The organism is Reyranella soli (assembly GCF_007992495.1).
Classification (GTDB): domain Bacteria; phylum Pseudomonadota; class Alphaproteobacteria; order Reyranellales; family Reyranellaceae; genus Reyranella; species Reyranella soli.
This window is the reverse complement of record NZ_BKAJ01000204.1, coordinates 1-16,824: the sequence shown is the minus strand read 5'-3', so window position 1 is coordinate 16,824 and position 16,824 is coordinate 1. Positions and strand designations below refer to the sequence as shown.

The window sequence follows — 16,824 nt, the reverse complement described above, 5'->3', positions numbered from 1 at the left end:
CCCGGCGGCCAGCTTGGCGAGCGGCTTCACCAAGCCGACCTGTTCGGGTTGATCTAGGGGCATCGACGGCGTCAGCGACGGCGCCACCGGCGGCGCCTGCATCAAGGGAATGGCGACCTGCAGGAACCCGATCCAACGTGGCGACGCCGCAGGACAATTAAGCGTTCCACAACATTGGCGGGATCAACCACAACTCAGTATGGGAGGATCAGAATGCTTGGGCAAAAATCTCTGAGATGCAGGGCAAGATGACGACCCAGCGGGTGCTTCCCTTGGATCAGGGCTCGCCCAAATTCGAAGCAACGTTCGAGATTTCGGGAATCATTCTCAACTATCCCGCTAAAGCGATGGTCACCTATTGGTCGACGATTCTGCCCAATGGAACGCTCTACGGTGAATGTCCCAATCAGGGAGTGGTGATGACGCAATCAGGCAACACCGCTACTTTCCGGGCTGCTGGCGCGGGTAAGTTCACCAATGCGGCGGGTGCTGCGTCTTTCAGAGGGGCCATCTATTACACGTCGACGTCAGAAGCGCTTGCAGCGCTGAATGGACTTGCCGTCGTGTATGAATGGGATGTTGACGAGAACGGCAAAGCGATCTTGACGGCTGGGAGTGGAAGTAAGCGGAATCGAAAACCGCCTGATGTCGCAAACGGACGGCGCAAGCCCAAGCGGGTAGCCGTGAAGTAATCGCAATCCCGAGAAGCGAACGAACCTGGGCGGGCATGGCCTTCTCCTGCGCTGTATTTTGCACAGCCTGCTTAGGCCCATTCGTCTCCGTGCTTTGGCTCTCATGATTGAGCACACATATAAGTCGTATGGTTAAGCGTTGGCGTTGCTCGACCGCGCCGTCATCATCGATCCAAATTATTCGTCAGCCTACGGACTTATGGCCGACTGCTGCCGGCACCGCGACCTTCTAATGATGGCCCCAGATGGTGAGGAGCTAGCGCGGGGTCTACAAACTGGCATGCGGGCCGTCGCAAGTGGCAGAGAATGCACTACTAGCGCGAGGCGGATTCGCCATCGCCGTTCTCGGCGGGCGTCCGGAAGATGGGGTGGTGCATCTTGAACGCGCGCTAGCGCTGAACCCAAACTCTCTTATAACGCCGCGACCAGCCAAGCGAAGAAGTAGTTTCGATTTTTGTCTGCAGAGTCCTTGATAACGTCGAACAGTCGCTTACGCTCGGCTACGGCACTTGCCGCTACGAGAACGCTCTCGTGCTTGCTTTTTTCCGATGCAGCTTGTGTTCGCGTCCTCGAGTTGCTTCAACCGGCGCATCTCGGTCGGCAGCAGCCCATCTTACTGTCTCCCAGTTGAAAAGGCCGCCTGGCTGATCCCGGCCTTGCGGCAGATCTCCACTACCGAATCCCGTCGTGACCCTGCTTCCGGATAAAGGCCTTCTGCGCCTCCGAAAACTGCGATGCCCTCATCGTCCTCCGCTCCGCTCCTCTCCCAGCCCCTTGAAACGACCTGAAAACTCTAGCCTTCAGGGATCAGAGCAGCCTGCTTCTGGAGCTCTTCGAAGACGTCGCTTGTCCAAGCGGACGAGCGGATCTATTTGTCTAACGCTTGAACAATCAAGCAACATCAAGCTCGACCCATAGTTTGGGCCTATGTTTGACTCGTTTGATTGAGCCCGACGGTTTCGCAAACCGGGGAGCGATGGAAGGTGACGACTGCACCCATTCGTCGTCGGCGCGAATGACCCGCCCGGCGGAGCGGCGTTCGAGCTCGTCGAGTATGGGCTTGAAGGGCATGGCGCCCCATTTGACTCTTTGGGCGTCGTTCTGGTTCGTCGGGACGAAAGCCGACAGGTCAGCCTGAGTCATGAGCTCGAGTCCTTTCTGCTTGAGCGTCGCGTTCTCGCTGCCGTGATGGCCGACCTTATAGTAGACGGTGCGTGCCAACAGGTCGGGACCGGTCACCGTCTTGCCGTCGACCTGCCATTTGAGATCCTTCCAGCCTAGCCAGTTGCCGACCTGCGCGTCGCCGGTGAACAGAAGGATGCGCCCGGTATCGACAAACTCGAAGGCGAGCACCAAGCTGGTGTTATTGGTCTTGGCGTCGAGCTGCATGCCAAGTCCGGCGCCGGCCATCAGCCAATCGAGATCGATGCGGCGCCAGTCTTGGTTGCTGTATGTGCAACCAGGTCCCCTTGCGGGTCCGAGATAGTGGTCGGTCACTAGCTTGGCGACATCGGGTTCGAGGTTGGCCAGCGCTCCCGCTGCGTTCGGGCCGGTGAGCTCGGACAACGGCAGGCCAACGACTCCGTCGAACGGGGCGGCATAGTCGTCGGCGAGGCCGAGCGCTCCGTCTCTTACGGCGAAGCCATTAAGAAGAGCCTGTGCGATGGGCGAACCTCCGTCCGCCAAGCCATACATTTCGCTCGCCCGCTCCACGACCTTAATAAGGGCCGGATCGCGCGGTGGTCCCAACACGTAGACGCGCAAGTTGGGCAGGCCTGCGATCTCGATCGGGCGATCCGTCGGCTCGAAATAGCGCACATCCTTGGGAGCGAGCGCCACGAGGTGATCGCGCATGGCCCGCACCCTGTCGCCTTTGGCGCCGAACTGAAATTCCAGCAACGGTGCCAGCCCTCGGCGCACCATGCCGAGGCTGGGCGTCAGGCTTCTCTCGGCAAGGCCAAGTGCGTCACTTGCCAATTGGAGGGCGGTGAAACCCTGGTCCTTGTATTTGTCGAGCTCGCCGGCCTGCTTGTCGGCGGGATCCTCTGTCCAGCCCATCCAGATTTCACCGACTGTAAACTTGGCAAATTTGTCGGCGGCGCTGCTGAAGCCAGACAGATGATCAGCGTGCTCGTGAGTGGCAACGATGACATCCAGATGGCTTCCGGTCTCTTCCGCGATATCAGCGACAATCTCGTCGATCTTGTTTGAGCCACCGGGAACGGAAGTGTGGACGCCGCAATCGATCAGCATCCGGAAGGCACTGCCGTCCACACGCGTAAACGTTAGCAGATGACAGTCGCCGATGCCCTGGCAGTAGTGGCGGATGGTGACTTGCGACTGGGTCATGTTCTGCTCCGTCACTGCAGGTCGCGGTCGTGCATCAACGCGAATGGTTCAGCCGACATCCCCATCGAGTCGCGGCCCTGGAAATAGAGGGCACGCAATGCCGAAACGGGTGCGCCGGAGACGGTCTCCCGTTGACGGCGCAGTCGGCTCTGGCTGCTGCTGTTCTTGACGACGATGTAGCGGATCTCTGGCTTGCGCCGGCCCTGGCGCGGGTCGATGATCAGGGTCGCGCCGCCGCGGAACCAAAACCAGCCGTTCGCAATGTCCTTGCCGTCGACCGGCTCCGGACGGCGCTGAGTCACGACGACGATGAGGTCGACGTTGACCGTGCCGTCGGGAAGGATGCGGCGGGCCGGTCGGACACTGAAGACATCGAACGTGCTATCGGGCGCGGTCACAGGCCGCACGACCTCAGCCTTGCTGTTGTAGCGCGAGATGCCAGGCAGTAGCCCGAACTGGGCGTACACAGCCGGGGCCTGCGCGAACACCTTCTTCAGCCGGCGCCACACCGCCCAACGATTCTTCTCGTTCAGCGCGAAAATCTGCGAGCGGTCGAGATCTCGATTGAGGTTGAAATCGACGTCCTCGAGGACTGTGTGCAGCCACTCCGGGTGGGGATCCTCGAGCGTGTTCCAGGCGAGTGTTTCCACCGATACTGTGCGGATCTCCGGTGGCAGGATACCGCGGCGGCGGAACGCCTCCATGAAGGCGACGCGCTGGCCGTCGCGGTCCTCCGGCATGATGTCGCGATCGGCAGTGATCAGCGCACGCAGATATTCTGGTAAGGTAATGTCAACCGACGGGCAGTAATCGAGTGCCCGGATGCACATTTGTAGCACGTAGGACGCCGTCTTGCAGGTCTCGTCTGTGAGCCGGTCCACCAGATCGGACTGGAGAGCGCCGCGCGGGAGTATACCGCTGCCGCCGGTCGCCACCCGGATCAGTCCTTCGGTGCGGCGAGCGACGATTCGCAGGAAGGCCTCGTAGACGGCGTACACCAGGATCGACCCGAGGTCGTGCGGCTCCCGGGTATCCTCGTAGCGCAGTTTTTGCTGGTCGGCGTAGTTGCGCAGCGGCCCGCGCTTGTTGAGGCCTTCGCCGAATTGCTTGGCCAGTCCGGCGAGCAGGTTGGACGCGGCGGCATTTCCGCGGGCACGGGCGATCTCAAAGCGAACCAGCTCCCTGATGTTGAAATGCTGGAATAGGGCGACGATATCGGCAAACGCTTCGTGGAACGCCGGAACGTCGGGGTTGGAAGCTTCCTCGAACCGACGATGCAGCCCATCGAGCAGGGCGTGAGACATCTCGTGGGCGATGATGTCGCTGGACAGACAGGAGAACACCATCGAGCCAGGCGTTGTCATGTCGTCATGGCTCGACTCGGAGGGGAAGTAGCCGAACAGGATCGCCTTCTTGTCCGGGCTGTAGTAGGCGTTATCGGTGCGCAGCGCGTGCGGGTAGAGCCGCAGCCGCCGCACCTCCTGGAAATCGTACTTGCCTTCGGCGTCTATAGTTCGGCGCGGCGCCCAGAGCGCAGGTCGCCCAAGTGCCCGCTCGAAATGCTCAATGGTGGTCATTGCCACCGCATAGACCATTTGCTGATGGAACTGTGGATTGCCCTCCGACGGCGGCAGGCCATCCTGCGCCAACAGGCTCCGCTTGTTAAGGTCGACGGGTTCGTAGATGCGGTCTGACGCGGGGTCGACATCGACCACCTCGAGATACTCACCAACCGGTCCGGGCCGCAGCGGCTCGGTACTTTCCGGCTCGTCGTCCCAGCGCACCGACAACGTCGTCTCATTGACCATAACCGAGTCGAAGCTTTTGGCGACGCTTGGATCGAGAGCGTAGACGCGCAGGCGCCGCCGCGGCGGTGACGGCTCCTTGACCGTGCGTCGCACGACGGGCTTTTGCGGCACAACCTGCACGCCCGGTGGGGCACTGCGCTGTAAGGCTCGCTCGAGGACGCGGCGCAGTGGCGCCGATGGGCCGCCTTGGTCCAGCGCTACCTCGAGGTAACGCCGACACGCATTCTCGGGAATGCGATCGAGTGGCAGATCGAGGTCGGGGATGACTTCATCAACGGCGGCGACGGATTGCGCCATCTGGGTCAATTCGAGCGCCAGCATCTGCCGCCGGCCATTGCTACCCTGGGCGGTGAGCCCGAAATCCGTGCCGAACAGCAGGTCGAGCCAAGCCCAGGTCGCTTTGGCGGGCGGCAGTCGCTTGAGGTCCGCCTCATGTAGCGGCGCTTTCTGCAGTGCCGCAAAGGCCTTCAGCACGCCTTGCCCGATTTTTTCCCGGGTCTCAGGCGCGCCCATTTTCGCCGTCGTTTTCTGCGCCGACGCGAATAGAGAATGCCGCACCGCCTCGACGCGCATCCAGGGGGCCGAATACTGGCGAACGATGTCCCAATATTCAGCTAGCCAGAGGGCCGCCGCAGCAGCGATCTGCGGTGTCGCCGACGACGTGCCGGCGCCATCCATGTCGACAATGTTGGCGCAATCGATCTGAGCCCATGGCACGTTCGGCGTATAAGCGCCGAGCGCGGTCTCCATCTTGGAAGCCGGCCCGTAGTTGCCCTGCATCGTGCCCAGATCGAGACCGGCATAAGCGGCGCCGTCGGCCATCAGGCCGCAGGCAGCGAGCACCCGGTTGTAACGGGCCGGAAAGACGATGGACTTGGGCGGAAACGGCACGCCGGCGAAGTTGTTGCCAGCCGCCGTCACCATGACGACACCGGCGTCGTAAGCAAGGTTCACCGCGTCAGCGAGCGCTTGAGAGGCAAGCCCGCCCATGCTCATCGACAGGACGTGCGCCCCCTTCTGTCGCGCGTAGCTGAAGCCCTGCACCATGGTGCCGGTAGTGAAACGCGCGACAAAGTTGGCGATGCGCACGGGAATAATCTGGGCAAGTGGTGCCCCGCCCACGTAATCATTGAAACCGGGCCAGCTTGGGCTCGTGCCGTTCAATTTATTGCCCGCCAGCAGGCTGAGTGTGCCGGTCCCATGGCCGCGGTTGCGTAGCAACTTCATGTCAGTTGGTGTACGATCTGATGCATCGTTCGGCGGATCGCCCTCGACGAAGCTGCGCTGCCAGTCCTTGCGTAGATTCTGGGGCAGAGTGATGTGACCAGGATCGTAGCCCGTATCGAGATGGGCGATGATGATCTTGTCGAGCTTGTCACCGACGCGCTTGCGCGCCTGGGCAAGCTCGCTGTAGGAACTACCGAAGTTCCAGGCCACGCCTTTCGCTGTCGCGCGGCCTCCCTGCATGTTTTGGTCGTCAAAGGCGCAGAAGGCCGCTTCATCGGCGGCCTTCTCGCTGGGCGTAGGAAGCCAGGGCTGCGGGACATCAGGCTCGACTGCCTCGACACCGCTGACACCCGCTGCCGCGAAGGGCTGGCCCGGTGACAACAAGGCATGCGCCTGGTCCCAAGCCGTGGCAGTCTCGATAGAGCCGAGCTGGACTCGCAACCAAGTCGACCGGCCCGTTGGGGCAAGCCCCAATCCAGCATCGCCGGGGCGTGGCGGAACCTCGAGGATCGGCTCAACGGAAACGGCCCTTGCGCCGAATGATCGCTCGGCTGCCAGCCGAAAAGCCTGGCCGTCACCCCGGACCTTGACGAGCACGCCCGCCATCAACGCCCCCCATCGTAGCTCGTTCGCCAATAGTGTACGGCGCGACGGCCTGCCATGCAACTAATAGTATTCAAGCCGATGGCTTTCGACGCTCTAGCGGGAATTCCAATAGGTTGAAAGCATATATGGGATACACGCTTGCGCTGCCATCCCAAGGCTCGCAAACTCACGACTCGTCAAGAGGAGGGGTATGTGGGCGAGCCGATCGAGAATTTCGTAACAATAGTAAAATCATTTCGCGGCGTCGAACGCTCGGTCCTTGTATCACGAAACGACGGGCCGCCGGTGATCATCCTGCACGAGATCTTCGGGATGAGAGTTGCGGTGGTCGCTTTCGCCGAGATGATCCGGGAGGCAGGCTTTCGCATCTATATGCCGGTCCTGTTCGGCTCGACGCGTCCGAAGGAAGGCCAGCGCGGCAAGGCAAGGGGCGCGGCCGAGTTCCTCTGTGTCATGAGGCAATTTCGCGTTTTCTCCGCTAACGAGCCCGGCCCTTGGGCCGACTGGCTGCGCGATCTTGTCGACTGGGCCTGCGCCGAGTCCGGCCACGCCAAGGCCGGCGTCGTCGGCCTGTGCCTGACCGGCAACTTCGCGCTCTCCATGGCCGCCAGCGCCCGAGTTGGCGCTGCGGTTATGGGCGAACCGTCTTTACCGTTCGTCGGTGAAGGCCTGCATATCACGAAATCCGAACTCGCGACTGTCAAGGCAAGGGCCGCCCAAGGCCTCGAAGTACGCGGCTACCGCTACTCGACGGACACGCTGTGCCGCGCCAGCCTCTTCGCGAGGCTCGAAGCTGAGCTCGGCACGGGGTTCAGTGGGGAGAGTATAGAGGTGGCCGAGAAGCTGCACAGCGTCTTCACGGAAGATCTGCGCGATTCCCAGGGCCGGCTGCGACACAATAAAATCCGGGAAGTCATCCAGTTCTTCGAGCGTCTGCTGGCTCCGTGACGGTCTGCGCGGTATCCAGCTGCCAGAAAGCGGCAAAGAAAGTTGAATTTGTGAAGTACCGCCAGAGCGCAGGCGTGTCGGTAGTCTGAGCATTGCCAGCATTGCTTTGCCAAGCCCGTCCCAACATTCACTACAAACAAAGGTTGCAGTCGGATACCAATGAAAGTTCACCGCGTGCTCACTCCATTGAGTAGAGCTTGTACCTGCTCGCATGGTGAGAGGGATCTTTGCAGCCCGTTGCGTCGGAGGCCGAGAAAACAATGCGAGCACCAATGGGGGTAGTTCTTGGGTCCGTATTGTCACTGGCTATAGGTGCCTGTGACGGGACCATTTTTCGGACTTTTGATCTCAAGTCAGGGCAAAGCCTTAGTGTCGATGCTAGGCAACGCCTTGTCCTGGTTGGAAATCGTCAAGTCGGGCACTCGCCACCAACGCAAGTAGTCTGCACCGAGCCCAGTCCCGACGCTCTCGTCGCTAAAGCTGCTGCTATCGCTGCCAGCGCCACCAGCCCTGAGGTGGCTGCCAGCCTAGGCGGGGCCTTTTCTGAATCCGCGGCGAGTATAGGGGTTCGCACACCCACCATCCAACTGTTACGCGATGGGCTGTTCAGAGCTTGCGAGGCGTTCCTGAACGGCGCGATCGACAAGGAGGAGTATAATATAATCGTATTCAACTACGACCGGATCATGACGGCTCTGATAATCGTTGACGCGATCGGCGCCTTCAAACTCGCCCCCACAGTGGCCATTACTGCCGGGGGCGTAAATGTTGACTCTGCTGGAAAAACAACGACGAGCTTCAGCAAGTCGCAAAAGGGCGACGATGACGCCGACAAGTCAACCTCGGGCTCTCGGGCGAGTGAGGCGTCAGGCAAGGCGGGGGCTCAACCAGGAAGCATGCAGATCGGCACCATCACCGGAGGATATTCGGTCGATGCCCAAGCGGCGGCGGCGGTAAAGGATGTCTTGTTGCGCGTCGCGGATCTAATGCTCGTCAACGACGCACGCTATGGGTTTTGCGTGACGCCGCCAGCGCGCGAAACTCTCCAAGTTAGAAATGACTACTTCCGTTCTATCTGCCGCTCAATTGACGGCATCGTCGCCGAGCGGGTTAGCGCGGCGAGGCTTGCGAACCAGATGCGCGAGCGCTGTGTTCGCGCGCCGACCATGGAGGTCTGCAAACGCCTGAGCTGGAACTAGACTAGCAATGGCCACGCGTTTTCATCCTTGCCACCGCGTAGGCCGTTTCTGGTCGCGACCGCGGTCGGCGGTAGGCGAGCGTCGGCGCACTGAGCAGGCTAGTGATCCATGAAGACTAACGTCGTTTGTAGGTTGCCGGTCGAAGCCGGCCCCGTGAGGATCCAAGCCGTCGCTTCTGTCGAAATTTCCCCAACGTCAGCGCAAAGTTCCGGTTCGGTAGGGAGCGCCACGTCGATGTAGACGTTGGTGTGAGAGCAAATAGCGAACGGCTCCGCGAGATCCGGTTTCGAGTCTTGAGGCTCGTTGCCGAGAGCGAGGCCTTGCCGGCGCAACGCGAACTTTAAGAAGGCGCGTCTAACTAAGGATTAATGTGAGTGCCCGGGGCTCATACGCCAGGCGGCCACCAACTAGGGCCTTTATCAAATCCTCGATTTTCCCCAAGCGCGAATCTATGCGGACAAGCCACCCGGGTGCGCGGCCGCAGGGGATGTTACCAGACTTCTCGCGATGGGAGTGCGGTACCGCTGGTACTGCATGCATTGCAGTCGCAAGCAACAATTTATGCGTTGCTTGTGTAATTTCGGCTGATGATCTCGCGGAATGCGAGCATTTCACTTCGTTAGGTCGCCTAAGAACGCCTAGGCGATTGGAAGACAGCGAGGATGCCCAAAGGCGCCTTCCTGTATCTCGCACCTCGGATACCAACTCGGCACGACATGGTCATGGCGCGGTTGCGCGCTCAGCGATAAGGCTGGACACGCATGGCAACTACTAATCGGAACCGGCCCGGCAGCAGTACCGAGCTTGGCTCGGACCGGTTGATGGCCACGACTTGGTCTGGTCGCGCGGCTTGAATATCATCCCGGCCACCACTACTGGCATTGCCACGCTAAGACAGCGAAGCTCGAAGATGTGACGCGCGGCGTCGTCAAGGAAAGCGCTGACCGAGAGCGGTAATCTTGTGTGATGTTTGAAACAAGTTTGATGTGACTGGGGCAAACGCTATCGGGTTTGCTTTTCGCGTTTTAATGTTGACGCTGGTCAAGCGGGGCCCTCGTATGAATAAGGATGCTTTCTGTAAGGCATTCTGCGATGGCCTTCGATGGGAGAAGGTGCCAGCAGGCCATCTCGTGACGACACCGTTCCGTCTCAGGGACGGTGACCCCATCCAGTTCTATGTCATCGAAACGGCCCCACGCAGCAGGAAGTATCGTATCGAAGATGACGGCACGAGTGTATCGGCGCTAAAAGCGAGCGGCCTTGATCTTGCTCGAGAACAGCGTTTATCAGCCTACGATACGATGCTTGCCGAGTACGGGATCCAACGCGATGGAGATACGCTGGCCCTACGAACGAGCAGCCTGCCTGAAAAGGAGCTGCCTGGGGCAGCGCTCAAGTTTGTGGCCCTGCTGCTACGCATTCAGGACCTTCAGTTGATGGCTCCGAGGATCGTACATTCAACATCAGGGAAGACGCAATCAAGGCGATGGACGCGCTCATCAAGTTAGAGCGCGTCCTCAACACCAGGCCTGCATACATCCAATAAGCGATGGGCGTGCGGTGTCCGGTCGTAAGTTTGTCAACCGCCACCTTGCAGCCGACGCAACGCTGAAATTGAGGGAGTGGGAAATCAAGGACCTCCAACTAGGGCAAGTTCGCCAAGGCTAGCACCCCGATTGATGGCTACTCGCTGGCCTTAAGCTGCGACGGAACGTCGGCCTCGGCGATGGGCGCAAAGCCTTGCTCGGCTGTCTGCGACTTGAGCCGGTCGCGGCGGGGGTTCCGCTGGCAGCCAGACATTGACCTTGTTGCGGTCCGGCGTCCCGGCTTTGCCCTTCACGACGTGGCCATTGGAGGCCAGCGCGGCGAGCGTCTGCCTGACCGTCGTCGCCTTGGCATCTTCGGCCTCTGCGATGACATCGGCCGCGCCTTTGGTCTCGCTGTAGCTATTCGTCCGCAGCGGTGCGCCCGCATCGGCAGCGGCGATGATGTGCGTTGGCGCGGCGACGCGAGCCGGAAGCCCTATGGCGCGCCACTCAAGATTGAGCGTGTACGGCACCATGATAAGCTGCATTTCATCGATCGTGCCGCCGACCTCCTCGACCACTCGCAACGGCCCGGCACTCACTGATGGAGATGGCATAGCGGTCGTCGCGCTCGGGTTCGAATTCAATCCGGGCGGCAGACACAGACATAGGCACAGACACGGCGTCAGCAGACATAGCGGCAACTCCAGGATGCGCAAAAGCGCGCCACGATGCTTGCGGTTTTGGGGATGTGGCGATGCTCTGGTCGGCAGCGGTCTGGTCTGGGCCAGGAGCCGCTATGTAAGTCTTGAATTGGTGAACAAGCCCACGAAATTCAAGTGCAACGGAAGCGAGACACTCTGAGGCTGAAGCCCCCTGTCCTCTTGACGCAGCGAGTGTGGTCTGTCGAGCAAGGGAACAGTGCTGTATGTGCAAGTCCCGCATCGAGTGCAGCGACCCTAGAATTGTCGAGATTTGGAGTGACTTCTGCTATTTGCTGACTGGTGCCCGGCCTAAGCTGACCATTGAGCGCGGCATCTTCCCATACTGGACGGGTCCAGGACGCCTGTGTGGCTTTGCTCATTGAAGGCGGCTTCGAGGGCGTAAAATTACACCGCTCGACTTAGAACCCAGTCCGACTGGCTACTAATGCCGCGCGCCCAGCTTTACCGCGCCGCCCCGGTGCCGCTAGGGTCGCCAGCTTGACGCCGCTTACCGACCACGGGAGTATGGTAGTCAAGTAGTACCCCGTGTAAGATTAGTGACCGAAAGGTGTAGTTGAGTATACTCGTCATTGCGGGGAAGTGGCATGAGCTCTAAGCCAAAGACCAGACCGGCGACGCATCAACAACTTTTGGACAATCTCATCGAGGATATGGAAGGGGATGCGCTTAGCTTTTACACACGATCGGCATGGATCAACTTTTGGCTCTGGCACCTATTCGCCGGCCTCGGGTTCCTGAGTTCAGTTGGGGCGATCCTCGCGGCAGCCCTTATCAACGATGCAGCCTACAAAGATGTCGGCAGAACGTTGCTAATTGTAATACCCACGGTCGGAACCCTGTCGGCTGGCCTGCTTCACCTGTTCAAGTTCCGGGAAAAGGAGCGCTTACGAGAAGAAGGTCGCATAGAACTATGCGACATTATCGACAATGCGAGGAGTATGAGCATATCGGGGCAGAACGAGGACGAGCACAAAAAGCACTATCACACTATCCGCGAGCGGTTCAGGCAACTCGAGCTTTCGCAAAGCACTAGCGACTCCAAGCTGAAATCGGACGATCTTTCCAAGGTTCGTACTTAGAGGACACCTGGGAGCGCCCGCCGTTATCGTCGGCGTTTGCTGCTGCCTCCGCAGAAATACTCCGATACCTCCAAGAACTCCGATCTGCGCGTGGTCACCCATGGCCCGCCCTCTAACACACTAAAGCGGCACTGAATCAGAGCTGGCGGACACCCGACTGCAGGAGCAAATAGGCGCTTGTTCATGTCCTCATGCTAGCGAGGGTCTGCGCGTTGTAACGCTACGCCCGAGCCGCCGGTGCCGACCGAATGAAACGGTGCAAGGTGTCGCAACTAAGGGAAGTTTCGTGCCTCCGTGGGTCGCCCTTAAAGCTCGTAGAGTTTAGTACTACCCTGCACGACCTTGGCTTAACAGCCACGAGATAGACGTCGCCGGTGGGCGCAGACGCTCGCGGTAATTCGACGTTGGCAAACTTTTCCCTATTACCTTCTCTGCGAAGGACGCCTTTCAGAGAAATTATCTTACTCTTGCCTGGATCAATAACCCGGAGCGACGCTTCACTCGGTTCTGCTACTGACAGGTCCATATAGAAGGCGACGCCTCCATCGTCTTCAAGAACACCGATCATTCCGTCAGCGCCGATTGAGCCGGGCCGAACACCCAGATTCGACACGAGAAAGTTGAGGCGTGTATTAGCATCGCCTTGAAATGCGACGACCAAATCGGATGTCTTCTCCGTCAATGCTTCGTGTACAACTGGGACCGCCGCCGTTAGTACCGAAACTAGGGCAACGGATAGAGAAAGAATTGTAGAACTAACCCCCAAACGAATCTTCCAGTTTTGGTCCGAATTGCAATGCAAACACCTCTGTGCTGTTTGATGAATTGGTTCAGCACATACCTTGCAGCGTTTTGTGCCGGGTGGCAGCTCTCCCAAATGGATTTGGGCCATGTCACCTCCGTCTAAAGCGTCTTGATTGTCAGCAAAGGGAGGCGTGTCGTGGCGCTACTCGTTGTCCACGAGACTAATCGCGTCCTCCAAGTTTTGACGTGCGCATACCCAGCCGCCTTTCAACTTTTCACAGGACAGGCGCACCCAGCCTTTTGCACTCGAGCAATTTCCGTCGAAGCGGACATACGCAATAGCGGTATCCGGAAGACCACCATCTCGACTTCCTGCGAACTTCGCTGTGGGAGGTGTGTTCTTAGGACAATTCTGGACCGCCTTCTTTTGGATGGCATCGACCAACTTATGAGCAGCCTGTTCAGGCAACTCAGCGTACGCGGCGGATGATAGCAAAACGGCAAGACTGGCGAGCAAGGACGCCTTAACCATCAGCTTTCTCCCTATGAGGCAGCCTTCGATGCTAAGCTCCTCTTCCCTTTATCACAATTGTCCTTGTACACGTAAGAGTTGATTGCGACGTAACCAAACCGTGCGCAAAGCGCTGCGCGGCGGCTGCGAACCGAGGGTGTCCGAACGGCTCTTGAAGCGATGTTGGACGTTGCCAGCGACAAGAAGGCGATGGCCAGTGCGCGCTACCTGCGCTGTCGGCCTAATGAGCGCTGCTGGTTAAATGTCTCCGAAAGCCACCGACGAAGATGACGACACGGAAAACGGGCTCGACAAAGCGACTGCTGCTCAGCTGGAAGAGGTACTGCGCGGTAGTCGGGCAAGGAACAGACGCTCGCGAAGATGATTGCCGGAGCCGCCGAGGGAGAAGACGAGGACGACGTTTGCTCGGGCGGCCCTGGCGCTCTCGACTGAGGCGCCCGCTGGGGCGTTTTTCTTGTTTTCGGGCCGTGGGAAGCTAATCTTCAGTTGCCCGTAGAATTCTGAGCTTGAGCTGCCCGCCGGCGACGCCGGAACGCCAGCCCCGAACGCGGCGAGCGCCATACTGGGTTCTGGAGACCCCGAGATGGAACGCGAGCCAGCAGAATATGGTATTGCGGTAGAGTTCTGCCTCCTCAATCAGACGCCGAGCGGGTGCCCGAGGAAGGTCGCCAATTTGCCAACGAGATCGACCATCACGACTCCCGTATCGCCTGCTTTCTTTGCCACCGACAGTAGCCCATCTGCAGCACGGAGCCACACAGGCCTGCTGGGCGTCGGAGACATCGCCTCTTCGGCAAGATCTTTAAGATCTTTGGCGGCAAGCGCGGCGTCCTTTTGAGAAAGGCGGCTTGTCAGGTTTTTCGTCGCCTCGTGCAACGCATCGAGCACATCTTTTATGTCTTGCGGCGCCGCACTCTGCTTGACCGCGATCTGCGACTTCTCGATCGTCTGGGCCGCGACGACAGTGGAGTTAATGACTGGGCCCTGAAATACTAGTTTCGACATGTATATCTTCTCCTCCTTCGGGGGTGACTCGGCGTAGCCGAGAACGGAAGTGACGACCTGGAACGCCGCAAGCGCCTGCTCAAGGGCGCTCTCGAGAGGAATCAGGCGGTCTAAAGCGCCTGCGATGTTTTGACGAGCCTGGTCGCTTCGCCCCGTCAGCAAATAGCGCACGATGACCTGTGACTCGTTCGTCAACGCATAGCCGAGGGAGTCCATAGCCGAGAAGACATCGCCGTCGGCGTTGGCCAAGCGATCAAAAGTCTCGTCAATGTCTTTCAACGCCTTCGCAGTGAGCTCTGTTGCTAGACCCTCCCGAAGGCCACCCACGCGGGTATAGCGCCGGCCGATCCGGTGACAGTGGCCTCGTCCATTGCGGATCTGCTGCGCCAGCGTGCCGTAAGCAAGTCCTGCAAATACTTGCGCCTCCGGCCCGCCAGGGGCGGCACCAGCGGTGATGAAGCGCTCTACCGCACTCTTGACTACTCGATACGTTCTGCTGATTTCGTCAAGGGTCTCGCGGAGTGGCCGCGATCGCTCTTCATCGCCCGACAGCGCGTCTCCGATTTGAGCGATTTTGTCGGCAAGGGACTGGAGTTCCGCGATCCCCGAAGCGGCAGAGTGAACTTGGTCGGTGTCGAGTTTCCAGACGTACAGATCGCTTACACGGGTCGCGATCAGTACGCGAAGATGGTCGATCAAGCGATTGAACTCGGCCGATGCGTCACCGGCCCAGCCGGCAAGATCGAAATAGCCCGCTCCGTCGTCAGGAGGAACTGGTGCCACAGCGCCCAAATTCACGTAGACGAGCTGGCCCTCCTTAGCAAAGCGAGTCGAGTCGAACTGTTTCGAGTCAGGCCAACCTTGCGCGCCACTTGGCACCAGTAGTGCAGCTGCATCGGCTTCTTGAGCATAGGATGGATGACCGCCGATGTCCGGACCCCGAACAACCGTCAAACCGTTGGCTGCAATCTTGTGGAGAAGGAGATCGAGCGCAGACTCCTGGGCGCCAGCCCCCATCACCAGGACATGTCCCTCGTCCATAGCTCCTCCGCCGGCGGTAGGGGCACAACGGCCCTCAGATAAGCTCAATGCCGAAGTGCGGACGCCCGAAACGCGAGCAAAAATGAACTCAGGTCGGCGGTCATTATATAATGTTTCGGCTTTGCAATCAGCTGGCAGGAGTAGCGAGTTCCGGTAGCTATTGGGTGCTAATCGCCCTCGGCGCCACAGCAACCATTTCCGCGCCAAGTTGATCGGCGATCGATCTAAAAGGCTTTAAAATCCTAGGTATGCCCGCGTAGGTGCGCTTGAAGCGGAGCGACGCCCGCCGGCGTCCATTCGCCGCGCCCAGACGCAGTAGGCACGCCCTCCTCGCTGAGTGCGCGCGCCAAGCCGCGCAGGCCTGTTGCGCCGTCGTCCTTGAGGCGGGCGATGACTGGTGCCAGCGACTGAGCATGCAACCCAGCCGCCAGCGTCCGTGCGGCCCTGGCCTTCGCCAGATCCTTCGCAGTACCTCGGCGGCCCCGAAACCCGCCCAGATTTTTGCCACGTGCTTTGGCGGTCGCCAAGCGCGGCCTTCGTGCGGGCTGATATTAGGCCCGCCTCTAGCTCGGCCACAGCCATCATGGCGCATGTCCAAGGCGAAAGCCCAAAGGCGCACGTGCCTGATTCACATGCAGGTGTTTCAACCCCCGGGATCTTCGACGCTTGAAACCGTCGAATTTCCGGCCACCGACATGTGAGGACTAGGCTATGACCGTAATCACTTTCAGCCCACCGACGCCCTTAGAAGTTGGCGCCGCGTATTTCTGGAACATGGCACGCGGCCGGAGTAGCGCGCGGCATCACGGGAAAGGTGCGTTGGCGAGTGAATATACCGATGCGCTGGAGCTCATGGCGGACATGCATGATCGCGCCGCTATCCGAATTGCCGCGCACCGCTCACTGGCGCCACTCCCCGCCGGGACGTCGTCTGTAATCCTGAAGTTCCCTATAGCCGAGGCGCCGCGACAAGTGGTCAGGCAGGCGCCGCAACCAAAGCGCAAGACGCGCCGGCGCGCGTGCCTCCTCCATCAACGCAACTGCAGAGCCGGCCGCATCACGCGATGCGGCCGGCCCGGCTCGACGAGCGGTTCGGTGCCTGCCTGCCGGCCCAGATGAGCGATGCCTACCCGGTGGGTATAGTCCGAAATCGCTCTACAACATCGGCCTCGCACGCCCGCAGAAATTTCCGCAGCGCCAAACTTTGGTGTCGCCGAATGTATCGAAGAGTGAAGCGCGCCGATCGAATGCAGTCACCTTATCAAGCGTTTGCACACGGACACGAAGCCATCAAAGCGCGACGGCGGGGGGATCTTGGAGGAGAGGAAAGTAGCTATCCACCT

At 59.8% G+C, this 16,824-nt stretch carries 10 protein-coding genes and 1 pseudogene; 5 read left to right on the top strand and 6 right to left on the bottom strand.

Features of this window, described 5'->3' with window-relative positions:
- Positions 1–236: 236 nt before the first annotated feature.
- Positions 237–692: a hypothetical protein gene (locus RSO01_RS41570; protein ID WP_147156496.1), complete on the top strand. Its 456-nt coding sequence runs from the start codon at positions 237–239 to the stop codon at positions 690–692.
- 616 nt (positions 693–1,308) lie between these two features.
- Here RSO01_RS41570 and RSO01_RS49260 read toward each other — a convergent pair.
- The 3 genes and pseudogenes from RSO01_RS49260 to RSO01_RS41560 form a co-directional block, all read right to left on the bottom strand.
- A pseudogene (locus RSO01_RS49260) lies at positions 1,309–1,436 on the bottom strand (transposase); the annotation flags it as partial.
- Positions 1,437–1,583: 147 nt separating this feature from the next.
- On the bottom strand, positions 1,584–3,041 hold the full coding sequence (locus tag RSO01_RS41565; RefSeq protein ID WP_147156495.1) for an MBL fold metallo-hydrolase: 1,458 nt from the start codon (positions 3,039–3,041) through the stop codon (positions 1,584–1,586).
- An 11-nt stretch (positions 3,042–3,052) separates the two neighbouring features.
- On the bottom strand, positions 3,053–6,682 hold the full coding sequence (locus tag RSO01_RS41560) for a S8 family serine peptidase (protein ID WP_147156494.1): 3,630 nt from the start codon (positions 6,680–6,682) through the stop codon (positions 3,053–3,055).
- Positions 6,683–6,874: 192 nt separating this feature from the next.
- On the opposite strand from RSO01_RS41560, the gene RSO01_RS41555 reads away from it, so the two are divergent.
- The 3 genes from RSO01_RS41555 (at position 6,875) to RSO01_RS41545 (ending at position 10,337) form a co-directional block, all read left to right on the top strand.
- A complete protein-coding gene (locus tag RSO01_RS41555) occupies positions 6,875–7,630 on the top strand; it encodes a dienelactone hydrolase family protein (protein WP_147156493.1) in 756 nt (251 codons plus the stop codon).
- 515 nt (positions 7,631–8,145) lie between these two features.
- Positions 8,146–8,829 (top strand): hypothetical protein, encoded by a 684-nt coding sequence (locus RSO01_RS41550; RefSeq protein WP_147156492.1) that lies wholly within the window; start codon positions 8,146–8,148, stop codon positions 8,827–8,829.
- Between the two features lie 1,028 nt (positions 8,830–9,857).
- On the top strand, positions 9,858–10,337 hold the full coding sequence (locus tag RSO01_RS41545; RefSeq protein ID WP_147156491.1) for a DUF1828 domain-containing protein: 480 nt from the start codon (positions 9,858–9,860) through the stop codon (positions 10,335–10,337).
- Between the two features lie 188 nt (positions 10,338–10,525).
- On the opposite strand, the gene RSO01_RS41540 is transcribed toward RSO01_RS41545, so the two are convergent.
- On the bottom strand, positions 10,526–10,936 hold the full coding sequence (locus tag RSO01_RS41540; RefSeq protein WP_147156490.1) for a hypothetical protein: 411 nt from the start codon (positions 10,934–10,936) through the stop codon (positions 10,526–10,528).
- Positions 10,937–11,664: 728 nt separating this feature from the next.
- Between RSO01_RS41540 and RSO01_RS41535 the strand changes: the two genes are divergently transcribed.
- Positions 11,665–12,159: a hypothetical protein gene (locus tag RSO01_RS41535; protein WP_147156489.1), complete on the top strand. Its 495-nt coding sequence runs from the start codon at positions 11,665–11,667 to the stop codon at positions 12,157–12,159.
- Between the two features lie 946 nt (positions 12,160–13,105).
- On the opposite strand, the gene RSO01_RS41530 is transcribed toward RSO01_RS41535, so the two are convergent.
- Complete coding sequence (locus tag RSO01_RS41530; RefSeq protein WP_147156488.1) at positions 13,106–13,435, bottom strand: hypothetical protein; 330 nt, start codon at positions 13,433–13,435, stop codon at positions 13,106–13,108.
- Positions 13,436–14,071: 636 nt separating this feature from the next.
- Positions 14,072–15,481, bottom strand: coding sequence for a hypothetical protein (locus RSO01_RS41525; RefSeq protein ID WP_147156487.1), 1,410 nt, complete (start codon positions 15,479–15,481; stop codon positions 14,072–14,074).
- Between the last annotated feature and the right edge of the window lie 1,343 nt (positions 15,482–16,824).